The following is a 16702-nucleotide window of genomic DNA, read 5'->3' as shown; positions in this document are numbered from 1 at the left end:
GCGTGTGGGCCAAGGCCAACGGAGTTAGAGTCGTTGGAACTGCTCTATCTATTTTGGCTATCCCGAAAACCGCTCTGCGTTCTTCGGGATAAGCTCTCTTCTTGGTTTTGCGCATCATCTCGGCAGCACGTGCTTCACTTTCGCAGGTTCGCCGCCAGAAATGTTCCAGTCTATTTTGCGCCCCAATATTTGCTGATGAGAGCATCGAGCGTGCCATCTTCCTTGATAGCCCTGATACCTTCATTGAAGGCGGCAGCCGTTTCGTCGCCCTTGCGGAAAACCAACCCCAGCGGATCGGATTGCAGGTCGCGAATTGGAACAACGAGTTCGCCTGCGAATTCCTTTTCATAGGCGGGTGCATTGGCACCGTTGATCACCACGCCGTCGACATCCTTATTCTTAAGCGCGATGACAGAGGCGCTGAAACTGTCGTAGGCAACAACATTATCCTTGCCGACAATGCCTTCGGCCACCTGAGCGTCGGTCGTATTCGCCTGGGCCGACAGCTTTTTGCCTTTCGACTTGAAGTCATCAAGTGTCAGACCATCATCTTCGGCGCGCATCAAAACGGCCTGACTGTTGATGATGTAAGGCTCGGAGAAATCCATCGCCTTCTTGCGTTCATCGGTAATCGAAACTCCAGATGCAACGAGATCGAAGTTTCCCTGCTCCAGAGCTGCGAAAATGCCATCCCAGCCCGTAGTCACGAATTCCGCCTTGCAATTGATCTTGGCGCAGATTGCGTTCACCACGTCAACATCGAAGCCGACGATCTGCCCGGTGGCGGGATCGACGCTTTCCATCGGCGGCGAGGTCGTGTCGGAACCGACCTTGAGCATTTTTCCCTCAAGATCGGCCGCTTGGGCAGCGACAGTGGACACCAGCGCGAGCGCCAAAGTCAGAATTGTCTTTTTCATGTGTACTCCTCCCATTAGAACACTTTCAGCGAATGCATGAAGCGGCTGTGTCTCTGAAACAGCATTGAGAGCTGCTCGCCGGAGCGGTTCCCGCCACTCCGGAAAAAAGGCCAAACCGCTCTAGGAATTAAACTTCCCGCCCATATCGTCGGGCTGACGCGCAACGAGCTCCGGACGAAAAACCTCCCTCAATTGCGCAGGGGCTTCCCCTCCCATACGCCGCAACAGAAATTCCCCCAGCCGTTGCCCCAACACTTCGATCGGCTGGTAGAGAGTCGTGACCGGCGGAGTGAAATAGGCACTGACATTGATGTCGTCATAGGCGATGACATCAATGTCCTGCCCCACTTCCAGCCCCAGCGACCGCAATGCGGACAACACACCGAGCGTTGTCGATTCATTGACACAGACCAACGCAGTCGGTGGATCGCGCTCTTCCCGGAGAGCCAGCGCAGAATCGCGTCCGAAGCGTGTGGACAAGTCGCCGCCGATAACCAGATCGGCACATGGCGCAGCACCTGCCTCTGTGAAGGCACGCGTAAAACCATCGATCCTGTCGAGAGCATAGGAAAAACGCACATCCGCATTCACCAGACCGATGCGCCGGTGCCCGCCAGCGATCAGTCGTGCAGTTGCGGCATGTGCAGCCCATTCATTATCCACATCGACATGGGCATAAACGAGCGATTTGCGACACCTCCCCAGCGACACGAAAGGGAAGTCAGCCTCTACCAGCATGTCGATGCGCGCATCATCAGCCAGAACGCCTGAAAAAATCAGACCGTCGGCGAGGCTTTGATCGACAATACGGCGCGTGATGGCACAGGCATCGTCAAAACTGCGATAGCCATAGACGGAAAGCTGATAATCGCTATCATCAAGGACTTGGCTAAGGCCGCTGAGAATCTGCGTATATTCGACGCCGTCCCATTCATAACCTGCCACCGAATTCATCGGCATTAATACGGCGGCTTGATAGGTCTTGCCCGTACGCAACGCCATGCCACGAGCATTGGCCTGATAGCCAAGTTCGTCCGCAGCAGAAAGAATAATCTTGCGCGTCTCTTCCGTTACGACCGGTGAACCGCGCAACGCCTTCGAAATCGTTGCAATCGAATACCCCGTGTATTCCGCGAGCGTTTTGATCGTCGGTCGCACGTTCGTTTTCATTTAGTGGATCAACCTCGACATCTCCAGCTCCCACGACCATGATGACAAAACGATAGCAGCCAATAAAAACGTTTTCAAGAAAAATAAAAACGTTTTTATTGGCGCGTCTTAACAAACATCTTCGAGGCGGACCAAAGTGCATGGTTGTTTCGAGGAGGGAATTATCTGGCGCTTACATTTCAAGCGCGAGGCATAGGTGCTTTCGCCTGATCAAGATCTTTTTCAGCCATATCTAGCACCATTTCAATGGCTTCGATTGCCTTGGCTTCATCTCTTATGCGTAACGCTTCCACGAGATTGCCGTGAGCGGTTATGGCATCATCTCGTGTATCTGCAATTTCATTGGATGTTTGCAATGAATATTTGAGAGCTGCACTGATCGTGTGGGAGAGCTGACGGAAAATCTGGTTGTGGCTGGCCTTGAGCAAACAGGAGTGAAAAAGCACGTCGGCTTCCGTGAAGCTCACAATATCATTCTCAGCATCCCTCATCATTTGCCAGGCCTTTTCGATATCCGCAATTTCCTGCGTGGTGGCCTTTCTTGCAGCGAGAACGACGGCGGCCGGTTCTATGGAGCGCCTTGCTTCCAGCACACAATCAAGCAGGTTGAACTCTACAACCCGATCACCGAGCCATTCGATGACCTGCGGGTCCAGAATATTCCATTCATCATGTTCGCACACGACGGTACCGACGCGGGAACGCCCGCGAACCAGCCCTTTAGATTCCAACACTTTAAGCGCTTCGCGAATGACTGTCCGGCTTACATTGTAGCGTGCACAAAGATCATTTTCGCGCGGCAAAAAACTGCCCGGTGAGAAGGTGTCGGAGCAGATATCGAGAGCAAGTGCTGAAATGACATTGTTCTTCACGCGCGGGCGCGTCGACACAGATGAGGATTCCTGTATCGCTTCGTTCGACGATATTATTGTCACTCTCAACCTCCACTCAGCAAAGTTACGGCAAATCAACGGTTCGATCCACCATGACGGTGCATCCCTATCAATCAGGTCTGATTATACAGATATCTAAATATTACAACAGGATTAATTCATCATACTAGGCAGTTGACGAATACGATCATTGAAGTTACGAATCTGCGACCGTCGAGGAGGCGGGATGAGTTTTATGGGAGGTCATCATGAGTTTGTTTAAGGCCGCGCTTGTGGCCGGAAGTGTTGCATTTGCCACCCTAACCTCGGCAATGGCCGCGGACGTGAAGATCGGCTTCGTCGTGAAGCAACCGGAAGAACCCTGGTTCCAGGACGAATGGAAATTCGCCGATATCGCGGCCAAGGAAAAGGGCTTCACCCTCGTCAAAATCGCTGCGCAGGATGGCGAAAAAGTGCAGGCTGCGCTCGATAATCTCGGTGCGCAGGGTGCGCAGGGCGTGATTATTTGCACGCCGGACGTTAAGCTTGGCCCTGGCATCGTGGCGAAGGCTGCAGCCAATGATCTAAAGTTGATGACGGTCGATGATCGTCTTGTCGGTGCCGATGGCCAACCGCTGGAAGACGTGCCACACATGGGCATTTCCGCCACCAAGATCGGTGAAGCTGTCGGTCAGGCCATCAGCGATGAAGTAAAGAAGCGTGGCTGGGATTGGAAGGATGTCGGTGCGGTCCGTGTTTCCTACGATCAGTTGCCAACTGCAGTTGACCGGGTCGAGGGCGCACTGTCGGCGATGAAAGCCGCAGGCTTGCCTGGAAGCAATATTTTTGATGCGCCGCAGGCGAAGACCGATACGGAAGCCGCTCTGAATGCATCTACAGTAGTGCTGAACAAGAACCCGAAAATTAAATACTGGGTTGCCGTCGGCCTTAACGATGAAGCGGTTCTGGGTGCCGTGCGCGCCACTGAAAGCGTCGGCATTTCATCGGACAATGTCATTGCCGTTGGCATTGGTGGATCGGATTCGGCCATTAACGAATTCAAGAAGCCCAATCCTACTGGTTTCTATGGCACGGTTATTATCTCGCCGAAGCGTCATGGTTATGAAACCGCCCTCAACATGTATGAGTGGGTTGCCAATGACAAGGAACCGGAAAAGCTGATCCTCACCACAGGTGAGCTTGCCCTGCGCGATAATTACGAGCAGGTCAGAAAAGATCTAGGCATCGAGTAAGTCGAGCAGCTTCTTTCCGACGCGGTCGTTGAAAACTTCATGCGGCCGCGTCCCTTCTTCACTATATGCGATACCAATCTCCGGAGATGTCATGGATAGCTTTCTGGCGTTCAGTCATATCTCGAAATCTTATCCGGGTGTGCACGCGCTTTCCAATGTTTCCTTCACGGTGGCTAAAGGCAGTGTCCACGGCCTGATGGGGGAAAATGGCGCGGGAAAATCCACGCTGATCCGTATCCTCTCCGGCGATCAGGCCGCAAATAGTGGTACGATATCCATTGATGGGATCGAGCAGAAATACGCGTCCGTTCGCGATGCCTTCCAGGCAGGCGTGGTGGTCGTCCATCAGGAACTGCAGCTCGTGCCTGAGCTGACGGTCGCCGAAAATCTCTGGCTTGGCCGTTTTCCCAATCAGGGTGGCGTTATCAATTCCCGCCAGTTGACCGATGAGGTTACTAGAAAGCTTGCCGACATCGGCCTGGACATTGATCCTTCGATCAAGGTGGCGCGGCTTTCCATCGGCGAACGCCAGATGGTGGAGATAGCAAAGGCAATCATGGTCGATGCACGCGTGATTGCACTGGACGAGCCAACTTCATCACTGTCTTCGCGGGAAAGTGAAATTCTGTTCAAGCTGATCCGTCGGCTCAAGGCCGAAGGTAAAGTGATCCTTTATGTCTCTCACCGGCTGGATGAGGTCTTCGATCTCTGCAACAGTCTCACCGTATTGCGAGATGGCAAGCTTGCGGCCCATCACAGCAGTCTTGAGGGTGTCACACGCGATCAGGTGATCGCGGAAATGGTGGGACGAGAAATTTCCGATATATGGGGCTGGCGGGGGCGACCGATCAAGAATCAAGTTCGACTGCGGGTCGAAAATCTGAGTGGACCCGAATTGCCCGATCCGGCCAGCTTTGAAGTGCGCAGTGGTGAGATCCTCGGCCTGTTCGGCCTTATTGGCGCCGGGCGTTCAGAAATGCTGCGGCTGCTTTACGGTGCTGACAGCCGCAAGAGCGGCAGTGTTGAAGTTGACGGCATAAAGGTTTCAGCCGACAGTCCGCGCAAGTCGATCGAGGCGGGCATTATGCTGTGCCCGGAAGATCGCAAGGCAGATGGCATCCTGCAGGGGCGATCTATCGAAGAAAATATCGCCATTTCAACACGCCGGCATTTTTCCCCCATGGGACTAATTTCCCCCCGCAAAGAAGCAGATATCGCCGAAAAGAGCATCAAGCAGCTGCGCGTGCGCACGCCGTCGCGCAAACAGGACATAGTCCATCTGTCGGGCGGCAACCAACAGAAGGTTATTCTCGGACGCTGGCTTTCTGAGCAGAACGTCAAGGTTCTAATGATCGATGAGCCAACACGCGGCATCGATGTTGGCGCTAAAGCCGAGATTTATGAAATTCTCTACGGTCTTGCCGAGAGCGGCATGGCAATTGTCGTTGTTTCGAGCGAACTGCCCGAAGTGATGGGCATTTCGGACCGCATCCTTGTCATGTGCGAAGGCCGCATTGCCGCTTCCGTTGACCGCCCCGGTTTTGACGAGCGCACCATTCTAGCCGCTGCCCTGCCGGACCGCACGGCATCCATTCAATTTGACAGTCAGAAAGTTGCATCACGATGACCGCTTTGAAAAAACTCCTTCTCGGCGAACAGGGGCTAGTGGTGATTTTTGCCATCGCTTTTGCAGTCGTGGCGCTGACGGTTCCCAACTTTCTCACCGAGCGCAACATGCTGGGGCTGCTGCAATCAGTCGTAACCATCGGTATCGTGGCCTGCACGATGATGCTCTGTCTGGCTTCGCGGGACTTCGACCTTTCGGTCGGTTCGAACGTGGCATTTACTGGCATGATTGCTGTGATGGTTTCCAATGTCAGCGGCTCCATCCTTATCGGCCTGCTGGCCGCTTTGGCGGCCGGCTTTATTGTCGGGCTCTTCAACGGCGTCGTTATCGCGCGGTTCAAGGTCAATGCTTTGATCGCCACACTCGCCACCATGCAGATCGTCCGCGGCTTGGCGTTGATTTCCTCGGACGGTCGCGCCGTAGGTATCAACGATCCTTCATTCTATCAGCTCGCGCTTTCGAAGTTTTTCGGTGTGCCTACCCCGATCTGGGTGATGATCGCTCTATTCGTCGTGTTCGGCTTTGTCCTGAACCGCACCGTCTTCGGCAAGAATACGCTGGCTATCGGCGGCAATCCGGAAGCGTCGCGTCTGGCAGGTGTCAATGTTGTCGGGATGCGAATCTGGATCTTCGCGCTGCAAGGACTGATTTGCGCTATTGCAGGCATTTTGCTGGCGTCACGCATCACTTCGGGTCAGCCCAATGCAGCGACCGGTCTCGAACTTTCCGTCATTTCGGCGTGCGTACTGGGTGGTGTGTCGCTGGCCGGAGGACGTGCTGCCATGACGGGCGTGATCGTGGGTGTGCTCATCATGGGTATCGCAGAAAACGTAATGAATCTGCTGAACATCCAGGCGTTTTACCAGTATGTCGTGCGTGGTTTCATTCTTTTGCTGGCGGTGCTCCTTGACAATCTACGCTCCTCCACCATTGCGTTTAGAAGCTGATGGCGACAGATAATGGGGAATGAAATGTTCTATGCTTTGGTCGATTGGGGCACCTCCAGCTTTCGGCTTTGGGTCGTCAATCAGGACGGCGCGGTGCTGGGCGAAAGCAAGAGCGACGAAGGCATGATGAAGGCGGCGGATACCGGCTTCGCCACTGTTCTGGAGCGACATCTCCACCGCCTTGGCGCTCCTGCCGATCTGCCGGTCCTCATAAGTGGCATGGCAGGCGCACGCCAGGGCTGGGTGGAAGCACCCTATTTGCCTGTTCCTGCGCAGTTGGACCGTCTGGCCGAGGAAGCAGTTCATGTACCGAAAACTGGACGCGATATCCGCATCATCCCCGGCGTCGCGCAAATTCGAAGCGACGCCGCCAACGTGATGCGCGGCGAGGAAACGCAACTTGCGGGTGTCGTTGAAACCTTGCCCGACGGGCTTGTGTGTATGCCGGGTACCCATTGCAAATGGGTCAGTATTGCCGACCGGCAGGTGACGGGCTTCACCAGTTTCATGACCGGTGAACTATTTGCCGTGCTGTCGCAACATTCGATCCTCAAGCACGCTGTCGATCCAGCGAGCAATTTTGAGGCCCAAACACCAGCTTTCGCACGAGCTGTCGAGCATAGCCTGAAAGCGCCGGAACAGGCTCTCGCCATGCTGTTCCAGATTCGAGCCAGTCAGCTTTTGAACTTTGAAGAACACGCCGATGGCGCTGCCCATTTGTCGGGCGTGCTGATCGGCGCAGAAATCGGTACGGCGTTACGCATTTACGGTGGCGGCGAAGCGGGGCTGGTCGCATCCGAGCGGTTGAACCGGCTTTACCGGCCCGTAATGGAGCAGGCAGGCTTCAGCGTTCAACTCTTCGATGGCGAGAAAGTCGTGAGAGCAGGGTTGCTGGCGGCGGCCCGCTTAATCCATTCCCAGTCTGGAGCATAAGATGAATACCAAACCTGTCTGGCCATCGCTGCAACGCTCGCTTGTGGCGATTATCCGCGGCATTCGCAACGAAGAAGTCGAAGCCATTCTCACGGTTCTGCTGGAAGAAGGTTTTGAGGTGATCGAAATCCCGCTGAACTCTCCACAGCCGTGGGTTTCTATCGGGCAGGCTGTGAAACTGTTCGGCGACAAGGCGCTGATCGGCGCCGGTACGGTCTTGACTGTGGACGATGTCGCAAAACTGGCCGATCTCGGCGGCCGCATCATGGTCAGTCCCAACACAGACCCAGAGATCATCAAGGCCGCAGCGGCACGTGGGCTCTATTCCATGCCCGGATGCTACACAGCCTCGGAAGCGCTTCTCGCACTCAAAAGCGGCGCATCTGCGTTGAAGTTCTTTCCTGCTGGAGCGCTCGGACCATCCGGCGTCGCAGCGATCAAGACTATCCTCCCGACAGATGCGGTAGTGGGTGCCGTCGGCGGTGTTTCTGATGCGAGTTTTGCCGATTATGCCAAGATAGGCGTTCGGACCTTCGGTCTCGGCACCAGTCTCTATAGACCCGGAGACACGGGCACAACTGTTCGGGACAACGCACGACGTACTATCGCGGCCTATGATCGGGTTTTCGGAACGGCTTGATCTGCTTCCCAAAGTACGGAGCGGTTCCGTCTGAATTCGGAATGCTCCAGCTCTATGCGTTGACAAAGAGGCTCCCATGGCTTTGCATGTCAGTTCGAACAAGCTATCGGCCAGCATCTCCGCGCAGGGTGGTGTCATGCAGGGGCTATGGTGGCGACACAAGGACGGCTCGCAGACTGCGTTATTACGGTCTGCGACGGATGATCAAGCTGGCCCGGGAGATAGCGCAGGGTTTCCGCTGGTCCCGTTCGGAAACCGGCTTGGCGGCAACAGTTTCACATTCGAAGGCCGCATTTATCATCTTGCGGCCAACAGCGCGCGTGACCCCCTTTATCTGCATGGGGACGGCTGGCTGGCACTCTGGAATGTGGTCGAACGGTCGGAAAACGAGCTGACCCTGAGCTACCGTCATGATAGCGACGGGACTAATCCTTATGATTATACGGCCCGTCAGGTTTTTCGCATTGACGAGTATGGCTTCAGCCTGCAGCTGTCCGTCGTTAACGAGGGCGCGCATGCCCTGCCTTTCGGTCTTGGCTGGCATCCTTATTTCCCACTGCGACCCGATACTTTGCTCGAGTTTCAGGCGAAAAGTTTTCATGAAGAAGCAGAAGGTTCACTGCCGGGTAACGAGCTGGAATTGAGCGATCCTCTCGATTTTCGAAAGCCGCGTTCGCTACCTGTTCGCTGGATCAATAACGGTTTTTCGGGCCTGGAAGGACCAGCGCGCATTCTTTGGCCAGAAACAGGTCTTGCGCTGGAGATGAGTTACAATCCGATCTTCGCCCATGCGTTTCTGTATTTGCCTTATGCCGCAAATTCAGCAGCGGCCATGCCGGATTTTTTCTGTCTTGAACCGATGACCCACAAGGCCAACGGGCACCATCGCACCGATCTTGGCGGTTTGCATATCCTTGCTCCGGGCGAAACCCTGGCCGGAACAATCCACCTCACCGTCAACACCCTCCCGAAATCCTCCAGAAGTGAGCGATCCAGATGAAGATAACAAAACTGACGACCTATATCGTTCCGCCACGCTGGCTGTTTCTGAAGATTGAGACCGATGAAGGGATTTCCGGTTGGGGTGAGCCGGTTATCGAAGGCCGCGCGCGGACGGTTGAAGCCGCTGTACACGAATTGTCCGAATATCTCGTCGGCAAGGACCCGCGGCTGATCGAAGATCATTGGAACGTCATGTATCGCGGGGGCTTCTACCGTGGCGGCCCCATTTTGATGAGCGCTATTGCTGGCGTTGATCAGGCACTGTGGGACATCAAGGGCAAGGCGCTCGGCGTGCCGGTGCACGAACTGTTGGGAGGCCAGTGTCGGGATCGTATCAAAGTCTATTCCTGGGTTGGAGGCGATCGTCCATCCGATGTAGCGGCTAATGCGCGGGAGATGGTGGACCGTGGGTTTACCGCGCTGAAGATGAATGGCGCTCAGGAACTCCAGATTGTCGACAGCCACGCCAAGATCGACGCCATTGTTGAAACGATTGGTGCTGTGCGTGCGGCCGTCGGCCCGCATGTGGGTATCGGGGCCGATTTCCACGGGCGCGTCCACCGCCCGATGGCAAAGGTTTTGGCCCGTGAACTGGACCAGTTCAAGCTGATGTTTATCGAAGAGCCGGTGCTGTCTGAAAATGTCGAGGCATTGGTCGAAATTGCCAATCACACATCGACCCCGATTGCTCTGGGCGAACGGCTTTATTCGCGCTGGGATTTCAAGTCGATTCTGTCGCGCGGTTATGTCGATATTATCCAGCCGGATCTGTCCCATGCAGGCGGTATTACCGAATGTCGTAAAATTGCGGCGATGGCGGAAGCTTATGACGTGGCGCTGGCACCACATTGTCCATTAGGACCGATCGCACTCGCCTCCTGTTTGCAAGTGGATGCTGTGAGTTACAACGCCTTCATTCAGGAGCAGAGCCTGAACATTCACTACAACGAAAGCAATGACATACTCGACTACATTACCAACCGCGAGGTTTTCGAGTATTGCGACGGTTATGTCGCTATCCCGCAAGGACCGGGTCTGGGCATTGAGATCGACGAGGATTATGTCAGGGAACGGGCCAAGATCGGCCATGACTGGCGCAATCCCGTCTGGCGTCATGCCGATGGCAGCGTGGCGGAATGGTAATGCCAAAACTCGATGAGCTTGACACATTGGGTTTTGATTGAGCCCGTGCGGCGATTGAACATTTTCAAGGCGTGATGCATTAGCATCTCAGCGCCTCGGTATAAGAGGGAAATAGAGATATGGCTGACCGACTTGTCGGAAAACGGATATTTGTCACAGGCGCAGCACAGGGTATCGGCCTTGCCATCGCACAGGCTTTTGCAAAGGAAGGCGCGCGACTATTTCTCATCGACATGGATTTGGAGCGACTTGAGCGTGAAGCCATTGCTTTGCGCGAGCAGGGAGCAATCTTGGGTTTCGCAAAGGCTGATATTTCAGATGCTTCCGCTATCTCTGCAGCCGTTGCACAGGCAAACGACGAGATCGGAGCCGTCAATGCGCTTGTGAATAATGCCGGCATCAATGTTTTTGCGAAACCGCTGGAAACGAGCGACGATCAATGGAACCGTTGTTTTGACGTCAATCTTAAGGGCGCGTGGAATTGCAGCAAGGCTGTTCTGCCGGGTCTGATAGAACAGGGCGGCGGCGTTATTCTCAACATTGCCTCCACCCACGCTTTCACCATCATCCCGCACACATTTCCGTATCCGCTGGCAAAACATGCACTGATGGGCATGACCAAGGCACTGGGTCTGGAATATGCACCACAGCAGATCCGCGTGAACGCAATTGCGCCGGGCTATGTCGAGACCCAGAAAAATGTCGACTACTGGAACAGTTTTCCTGATCCTGTGGCAGCGCGAGCGGAAACAATGGCACTACATCCGGGCGGGCGGATCGCTTCACCCCATGAAATTGCTATGGCGGCGGTATTCATGATTTCGGACGAATGTCCCTTCATGAACGCGACCTGTCTCACTGTCGATGGCGGGCTGAGTGTTCAGCAACACCCTGCATAGGGATTTGCCGGAGACACAGCAGCATCTAGTTCTACGTCGCCGGTATCAGTGACTACGCTGCCTGGACGAAATTGCCGCGATCCTCAGGTATTTTTTTCGATGTAGCGTCCCGTCTCCGCAAGCAGTTCCTTCATGTTCTGTCTCGCGGCGGCGGCATCTCCACGATAGATCGCTTCCGCGACCTGATGGTGGTTCTCGATATTATCGGCGAATGCCTTCGTTGTATAAGGAAACAATGTATCGAAGATGGCTTCGATGACTTTCTGAAAGCTGAGCAAGACCGGGTTGCCTGTAGCAGCGAGAATCGCCAGGTGAAATGCCTTGTCGGCCGCAACAGCCTTGCTCTCCTCTTCCTGATTGTGTGCCATTCGGCGGTAAGCCTCGACTATTCGTTGTTTTTGGCTCTCGTCGCCGCGTAAGGCAGCAAGCGCTGCGGCCTCCGGTTCTATGATTTGGCGGATTTCGGAAAAGGCTAGCAATTCCTGCTTGGCCAAGGTGCTGGTTGAAAGCCACCTTATCAGATCGGCATCGAGCCAGCTCCAGTATTCCCTGCTGTTGACATGTGTGCCATGCCTTTGCCGCACGGTGACGAGCCCCTTTGCAGACAATATTTTTATCGCCTCGCGAATGACCGTCCGGCTGACCTGATATTCTCGCTCCAGCTCAGGCTCCGAAGGGAACACAACATTGATGGCGAATTCGCCCGATACGATGCGTCTCCCCAGCGCATCAACCACCGTCTGTGTCCGGTTCGGCTTCTTCTGATTCATATGGCCTTCTCCGCTCGTCTGCTTCTGCGTTGGCACGGGTGAAAGGGATTGGCAACAGGCTAATAGCTTAATCCTGTTTGTCGGATGTCCAGATCCCAAGCTTCCGCTTCAACTCTAGCAAATTTCGATCTTGATAATCAAACATCATATGTTAAACGTATGATGTTTGAATCAGCCATCAAATGTCGACTGGGGAGGAGACGATGAGTAAGGAACACCAAGCCACAATGCGGAAGATAAATCTCCGCATCTTGCCTTTCTTGATGCTTCTGTACCTGATAGCCTATATCGACAGATCCAATATCTCTGTCGCAGCGTTGGGTATGAATGCCGATCTGGGACTGACCAGTCGAATGTACGGGTTGGCTGCAGGTCTGTTCTTCCTTACCTACATCATCTTTGAGGTGCCCAGTAATGTTGCGCTGACCAAGTTTGGAGCGCGACGCTGGATTGCGCGCATCATGATTAGCTGGGGCCTGGTAGCCATGGGTATGGCCTTTATTACCAGCGCGTATCAGCTATACGGGATGCGGTTGCTATTGGGAGCTGCAGAAGCCGGTTTCACGCCCGGCATCATCTATTATCTGGCGCGCTGGTATCCTTCGCAGGAGCGCGCGCATGCAATGTCCTTTTTCTACATCGGCGCAGCTCTCGCCTCTGTCATAGGCCTCCCACTTTCGGGTCTGCTGCTTCATGCTGACGGCGCTTTGGGCGTGGCAGGCTGGCGCTGGGTGTTTTTCGTGGAAGGCCTGCCAGCGGTCCTACTCGGATTCGTCGTCTTGTGGTTCCTGCCAGATCGACCGTCGGATGCCAGCTGGCTCTCGCAGGCGGAAGCCTATGAACTGGAGCGAAAGATCGACGCTGAACAGGGCACGGGTCAATCTGAGCATAAGACAGGCTGGCAAACAGCATTCCGAAACGGAAATGTCTGGCTGCTTGCTGCCTTCTGGTTGTTGCAGGCATTTGGGACGATTGGAATTACGCTTTTCATGCCCTTGATCGTGCGAAGCATTTCAAGCGGCGACGATCTGGCCATCAGCCTGCTATCCGCGGTGCCTTTCATAGCAGCGTGCATCTTCATGTTCTTTAATGGACGTCATTCTGATAGCACGCGTGAACGCGCCTATCATCTGGGTGTGCCGCTGACACTTGCAGGACTGCTGTTGCTGGCCGCCGTATATATTGGCAATGCCCATCTTTCCTACGTTCTGATCGTTTTGTCGGTCGGCTTGAACTGGGCGGTTATCCCCATCTTCTGGGCTGTGACAACGGAATATGTTTCCGGGCTGACGGCTGCCGTCTCGATTGCGCTCATCAATGCACTGGCCAACGTGGCTGGACTGGTGTTGCCTCCGGCGATCGGCTGGATCAAGGATACAACAAATAGCTATGACCTTGCACTGACACTTGTTTCGGCTGCGCTGATAATGGGCGGCTTATTAGGCATTTCTCTTGCAAAGAAGCTGGCAGCGCCAAAAGGCCATCAAACGATTATCGATATCCGCAACTCCGCTGATCCTGTCGGCTCCAGCAAAAGACATTGAGATTGATGTATGTCCCGTTTTTCTCCTAGCACCCTTCACGGCATCCACGCCATTCTCTATGCACTTTTCGATCGGGATGAAAATCTCGATCGGGAGGCGATGCGCCGGCAGACCAAACTGTGTCTTGCACAAGGCGTGCATGGCGTTGCTGCGCTGGGGTTAGCTACAGAAGCATCCAAGATGAGCGAAGCCGAACGGTGCCAGATCATGCAATGGCTCGTTGAGGACACCAAGGGACAGGTGCCTGTCGCAATCACCATTTATGGTTCATCTGTTGCAGAGCAAGTACGTCAGGTGCGTGAAGCAGAAAGATTGGGCGTTGATTGGCTCATTCTCCAGCCGCCCATGATCGGGCAGTTTCAGGCCCGCGAATATATGAGCTTTTTCGGCCGCGTTGCAGATAGTACGTCTCTTCCGGTTGCTATCCAGAATGCCCCTGCCCTGATGGGCCGCGGCCTGAATGCAGAAGATATTCGTGAGCTCGGTGAGCAGCATCCCAACATTAAGCTGATCAAAGGCGAAGGGCCGGTTGTTGATATTGCCAATCTGATACAGGTTACCGCCGGGCGTATGCCGGTATTCAACGGACGTGCCGGGCTTGAGTTGCCGGACAATCTACGTGCAGGTTGCAAAGGACTTATTCTCGCACCCGATTGTATAGATTTTGCCGTCAAAACCTACGAGTTCTTCATAGATGGGTGGGAAAACGAGGCACAAAACTCATACGAGAAAATGCTTCCAGCAGTTGTTAACACAATGCAGGGCATCGAACATTTGATGTGCTATGGCAAACGCCTGTTTGGGTTGCGAGCAGGCATTGAGATCTTTGACCGCGCACCTGCTCTCAGACCATCCGAGGCTGGCTTGGAAATGGTTTCACGCTTTGCGGGGTTACTGGGACCATTGACGGATCACAGCGACTGAACGCGGGCAAACGTCCATGTCACGATCTGGATAAGCGAATGGCAGCGCATCTTGACGTGCGGTTCAGGCGATCGGCCTCTGACGCTCGGAGCCATGCCGAGGCCTGACCATTCTCCACACACTCGTCTGGAGCGGTTGTCACCCAGATCGGGTGTTCGATTCGGACGGTGGTATTGGCTAAAACGCTTCGGCCGTTCGTATGATGGCGTCAAGCAGCGGGAATATTCCGCGCGGAATGTTTGTTATTATACGTCAGCAAATAACAATCAAAGCGCAGCGATAATCGCCACGAACCTGATCCGCAAAATTCTACGAAACAAATATTTCAACCTTCCACCATTCAACATCAATCCAGTCACAATTTACTTTTGAAGTATTGCAAATATCGAAATACATATTGTAAAATCCAATTATTTTTTTGTATATCATCCAAAAATTACAGGTTTAAATATTTTTTATTCAGAATAGGTCAAGCATATTCAGAATACAATCTAACGGAGAATGATAAATTCGGTTTTTGATCGTGTTGCTTCAGACTCAAACAAAAATTGAACGCGGCATTGTTCCAGAGAAAATGCCACGTTCTGACTGTTCGCCATTCGGCAGTACTCAATCCTATTTCAGTCCTTCTGAGCGATCGAGCGGCTGACAATGATTGAAAGGACCGCCGTAACAGATAGGCAGGCCGCCAGAAAGAACATCGGTGTCAGTGTACTTCCAGTCACGTCCCTGATCCAGGGGACTACGTTCTGAGCAATAAATCCACCCAGATTACCGACCGAATTGATCGCCGCCAAACCCGCCGCAGCCCCCGCCCCCGTCAGGAAACGCGACGGCAGACTCCAGAATACGGGCTGGCCCGCAAAAATGCCGCCAGCGGCCAGACAGAGGAAAATGAACTGAACAGTCTGGTTCGGTATCACTGCCGAAAGCACGAGACACACAGCTCCCAAAATAGCCGGTATGACGATGTAAGGGGTTGATGACTTGGCCTTGGCCGCTTTTGCAGGCACGACATAGAGACCAATACCGACAATCACCCAGGGAATAATGTTGAGGAAACCGTTGGCCACATTACCGATACCAAAGCTCTTGAGAACCGTTGGCAGCCAGTAGCTCAGACCATAGGCTGACAGCGGAAAGCCAATAAAGCAAACTGACATAAGCAGAACGCGCGGATCGATCATCGCCTTGAACGGGTTGCTACTACTCGGCGCGAGCGCTTCCTTTTCCTGAAGCAGCCTCTGTTTCAGCCATTCTTTTTCTTCGGATGACAGGAACTTGGCATGCTCAGGTTTATCATCGAGATAGAACCAGGTGACAATACCCGCAATGACCGCGGGAGCGCCAGTAACAAGGAAAACCCACTCCCACCCCGCCAGGCCGAAAACGCCATCCAGCGCAAGCAGCGAACCACCGAGTGGAGCCCCTATAGCGTTCGCTATCGCGCTAAAGATCATGAAAAGTCCAACCATTGAGCCACGATATTGCGAAGGAAACCAGAGCGTAAGCAGATAAAGAACACCTGGAAAGAAACCCGCCTCACATGCACCGAGCAGAAAGCGTAGCACATAAAACATCGTCGGACTCTGAGTGAAAGCAAGCGCGATGGTCACCAGCCCCCACGAGACCAGAATGCGGGCGAACCACTTGCTCGCTCCGAACCTTTCGAGCAGCAGATTACTCGGAACCTCGAAAAAGAAGTACCCAACAAAGAATAGCGATGCGCCAAGACCATAAGCATATTCGCTCATGTTCAGTGCATCGACCATCTGTAGCTTCGCAAAGCTTACATTCTGACGATCTATGTACGCAATAAGGTACAATACTCCCAGAAACGGCATCATTCGCCATGTTATTTTTTTGATTATTTTTTCTTCCAAGATCATGAGACTCCTCCTGTTCTCACGGAATACTGGGCATAGCCCTTATCGGTTTACGGCCGCACGATGAATACGATCGCGGAAGTCATATAATTGGGATGCTGGGTGATCTTCCCGGAAGATTAGCCAGCTTATAGCCAGCGTGCTCAAGGTCGGATAGCCTGTTGAGGTGCTGCGG

At 53.8% G+C, this 16702-nt stretch carries 15 protein-coding genes; 10 read left to right on the top strand and 5 right to left on the bottom strand.

Annotated elements, in window-relative coordinates:
* Positions 1–170: 170 nt before the first annotated feature.
* The 3 genes from JNC70_RS20605 to JNC70_RS20595 form a co-directional block, all read right to left on the bottom strand.
* Entirely contained in the window at positions 171–917 is a 747-nt protein-coding gene (locus JNC70_RS20605) for a transporter substrate-binding domain-containing protein (RefSeq protein ID WP_104755813.1), read from the bottom strand.
* Positions 918–1037: 120 nt separating this feature from the next.
* On the bottom strand, positions 1038–2087 hold the full coding sequence (locus JNC70_RS20600) for a LacI family DNA-binding transcriptional regulator (RefSeq protein ID WP_104755812.1): 1050 nt from the start codon (positions 2085–2087) through the stop codon (positions 1038–1040).
* Positions 2088–2266: 179 nt separating this feature from the next.
* The gene (locus tag JNC70_RS20595) at positions 2267–3028 is read right to left on the bottom strand and encodes a FadR/GntR family transcriptional regulator (protein WP_249127085.1); all 762 of its coding nucleotides are present in this window, start codon (positions 3026–3028) and stop codon (positions 2267–2269) included.
* Positions 3029–3228: 200 nt separating this feature from the next.
* Here JNC70_RS20595 and JNC70_RS20590 point away from each other — a divergent pair, with 200 nt between their 5' ends.
* From JNC70_RS20590 to JNC70_RS20555, 8 genes are all read left to right on the top strand, one after another.
* Positions 3229–4212 carry an arabinose ABC transporter substrate-binding protein gene (locus JNC70_RS20590; protein WP_104755811.1) on the top strand — a complete coding sequence of 328 codons (984 nt, stop codon included), beginning with the start codon at positions 3229–3231 and terminating at the stop codon, positions 4210–4212.
* 91 nt (positions 4213–4303) lie between these two features.
* Positions 4304–5839, top strand: coding sequence for an L-arabinose ABC transporter ATP-binding protein AraG (gene araG / locus JNC70_RS20585; protein ID WP_104755810.1), 1536 nt, complete (start codon positions 4304–4306; stop codon positions 5837–5839).
* On the top strand, positions 5836–6786 hold the full coding sequence (gene araH, locus JNC70_RS20580; protein WP_104755809.1) for an L-arabinose ABC transporter permease AraH: 951 nt from the start codon (positions 5836–5838) through the stop codon (positions 6784–6786). Before araG ends, araH begins: the two co-directional genes overlap by 4 nt.
* A gap of 24 nt (positions 6787–6810) precedes the next feature.
* On the top strand, positions 6811–7719 hold the full coding sequence (locus tag JNC70_RS20575) for a 2-dehydro-3-deoxygalactonokinase (RefSeq protein ID WP_245414761.1): 909 nt from the start codon (positions 6811–6813) through the stop codon (positions 7717–7719).
* Position 7720: 1 nt separating this feature from the next.
* Complete coding sequence (locus tag JNC70_RS20570; RefSeq protein ID WP_104755807.1) at positions 7721–8359, top strand: 2-dehydro-3-deoxy-6-phosphogalactonate aldolase; 639 nt, start codon at positions 7721–7723, stop codon at positions 8357–8359.
* Positions 8360–8435: 76 nt separating this feature from the next.
* Complete coding sequence (locus JNC70_RS20565; RefSeq protein ID WP_104755806.1) at positions 8436–9359, top strand: aldose 1-epimerase; 924 nt, start codon at positions 8436–8438, stop codon at positions 9357–9359.
* A complete protein-coding gene (gene dgoD / locus JNC70_RS20560; protein WP_104755805.1) occupies positions 9356–10504 on the top strand; it encodes a galactonate dehydratase in 1149 nt (382 codons plus the stop codon). The genes JNC70_RS20565 and dgoD overlap by 4 nt, the downstream gene beginning before the upstream one ends.
* A gap of 119 nt (positions 10505–10623) precedes the next feature.
* On the top strand, positions 10624–11403 hold the full coding sequence (locus JNC70_RS20555; RefSeq protein ID WP_104755804.1) for an SDR family oxidoreductase: 780 nt from the start codon (positions 10624–10626) through the stop codon (positions 11401–11403).
* An 83-nt stretch (positions 11404–11486) separates the two neighbouring features.
* Here the strand turns inward: JNC70_RS20555 and JNC70_RS20550 are convergent, their stop codons facing one another.
* Positions 11487–12173 carry a FadR/GntR family transcriptional regulator gene (locus tag JNC70_RS20550; RefSeq protein WP_104755803.1) on the bottom strand — a complete coding sequence of 229 codons (687 nt, stop codon included), beginning with the start codon at positions 12171–12173 and terminating at the stop codon, positions 11487–11489.
* 203 nt (positions 12174–12376) lie between these two features.
* On the opposite strand from JNC70_RS20550, the gene JNC70_RS20545 reads away from it, so the two are divergent.
* Both JNC70_RS20545 and JNC70_RS20540 read left to right on the top strand, forming a co-directional pair.
* The gene (locus tag JNC70_RS20545; protein WP_208623453.1) at positions 12377–13717 is read left to right on the top strand and encodes an MFS transporter; all 1341 of its coding nucleotides are present in this window, start codon (positions 12377–12379) and stop codon (positions 13715–13717) included.
* A 9-nt stretch (positions 13718–13726) separates the two neighbouring features.
* Positions 13727–14641: a dihydrodipicolinate synthase family protein gene (locus JNC70_RS20540; RefSeq protein ID WP_104755801.1), complete on the top strand. Its 915-nt coding sequence runs from the start codon at positions 13727–13729 to the stop codon at positions 14639–14641.
* Between the two features lie 620 nt (positions 14642–15261).
* On the opposite strand, the gene JNC70_RS20535 is transcribed toward JNC70_RS20540, so the two are convergent.
* The gene (locus JNC70_RS20535; RefSeq protein ID WP_104755800.1) at positions 15262–16530 is read right to left on the bottom strand and encodes an MFS transporter; all 1269 of its coding nucleotides are present in this window, start codon (positions 16528–16530) and stop codon (positions 15262–15264) included.
* Between the last annotated feature and the right edge of the window lie 172 nt (positions 16531–16702).

Source organism: Brucella oryzae (genome assembly GCF_041929965.1).
In the GTDB taxonomy this organism is placed as follows: Bacteria; Pseudomonadota; Alphaproteobacteria; order Rhizobiales; family Rhizobiaceae; genus Brucella; species Brucella oryzae.
The sequence above is the reverse complement of the archived record's forward strand: the minus strand, read 5'-3'. Positions and strand labels throughout refer to the sequence as shown.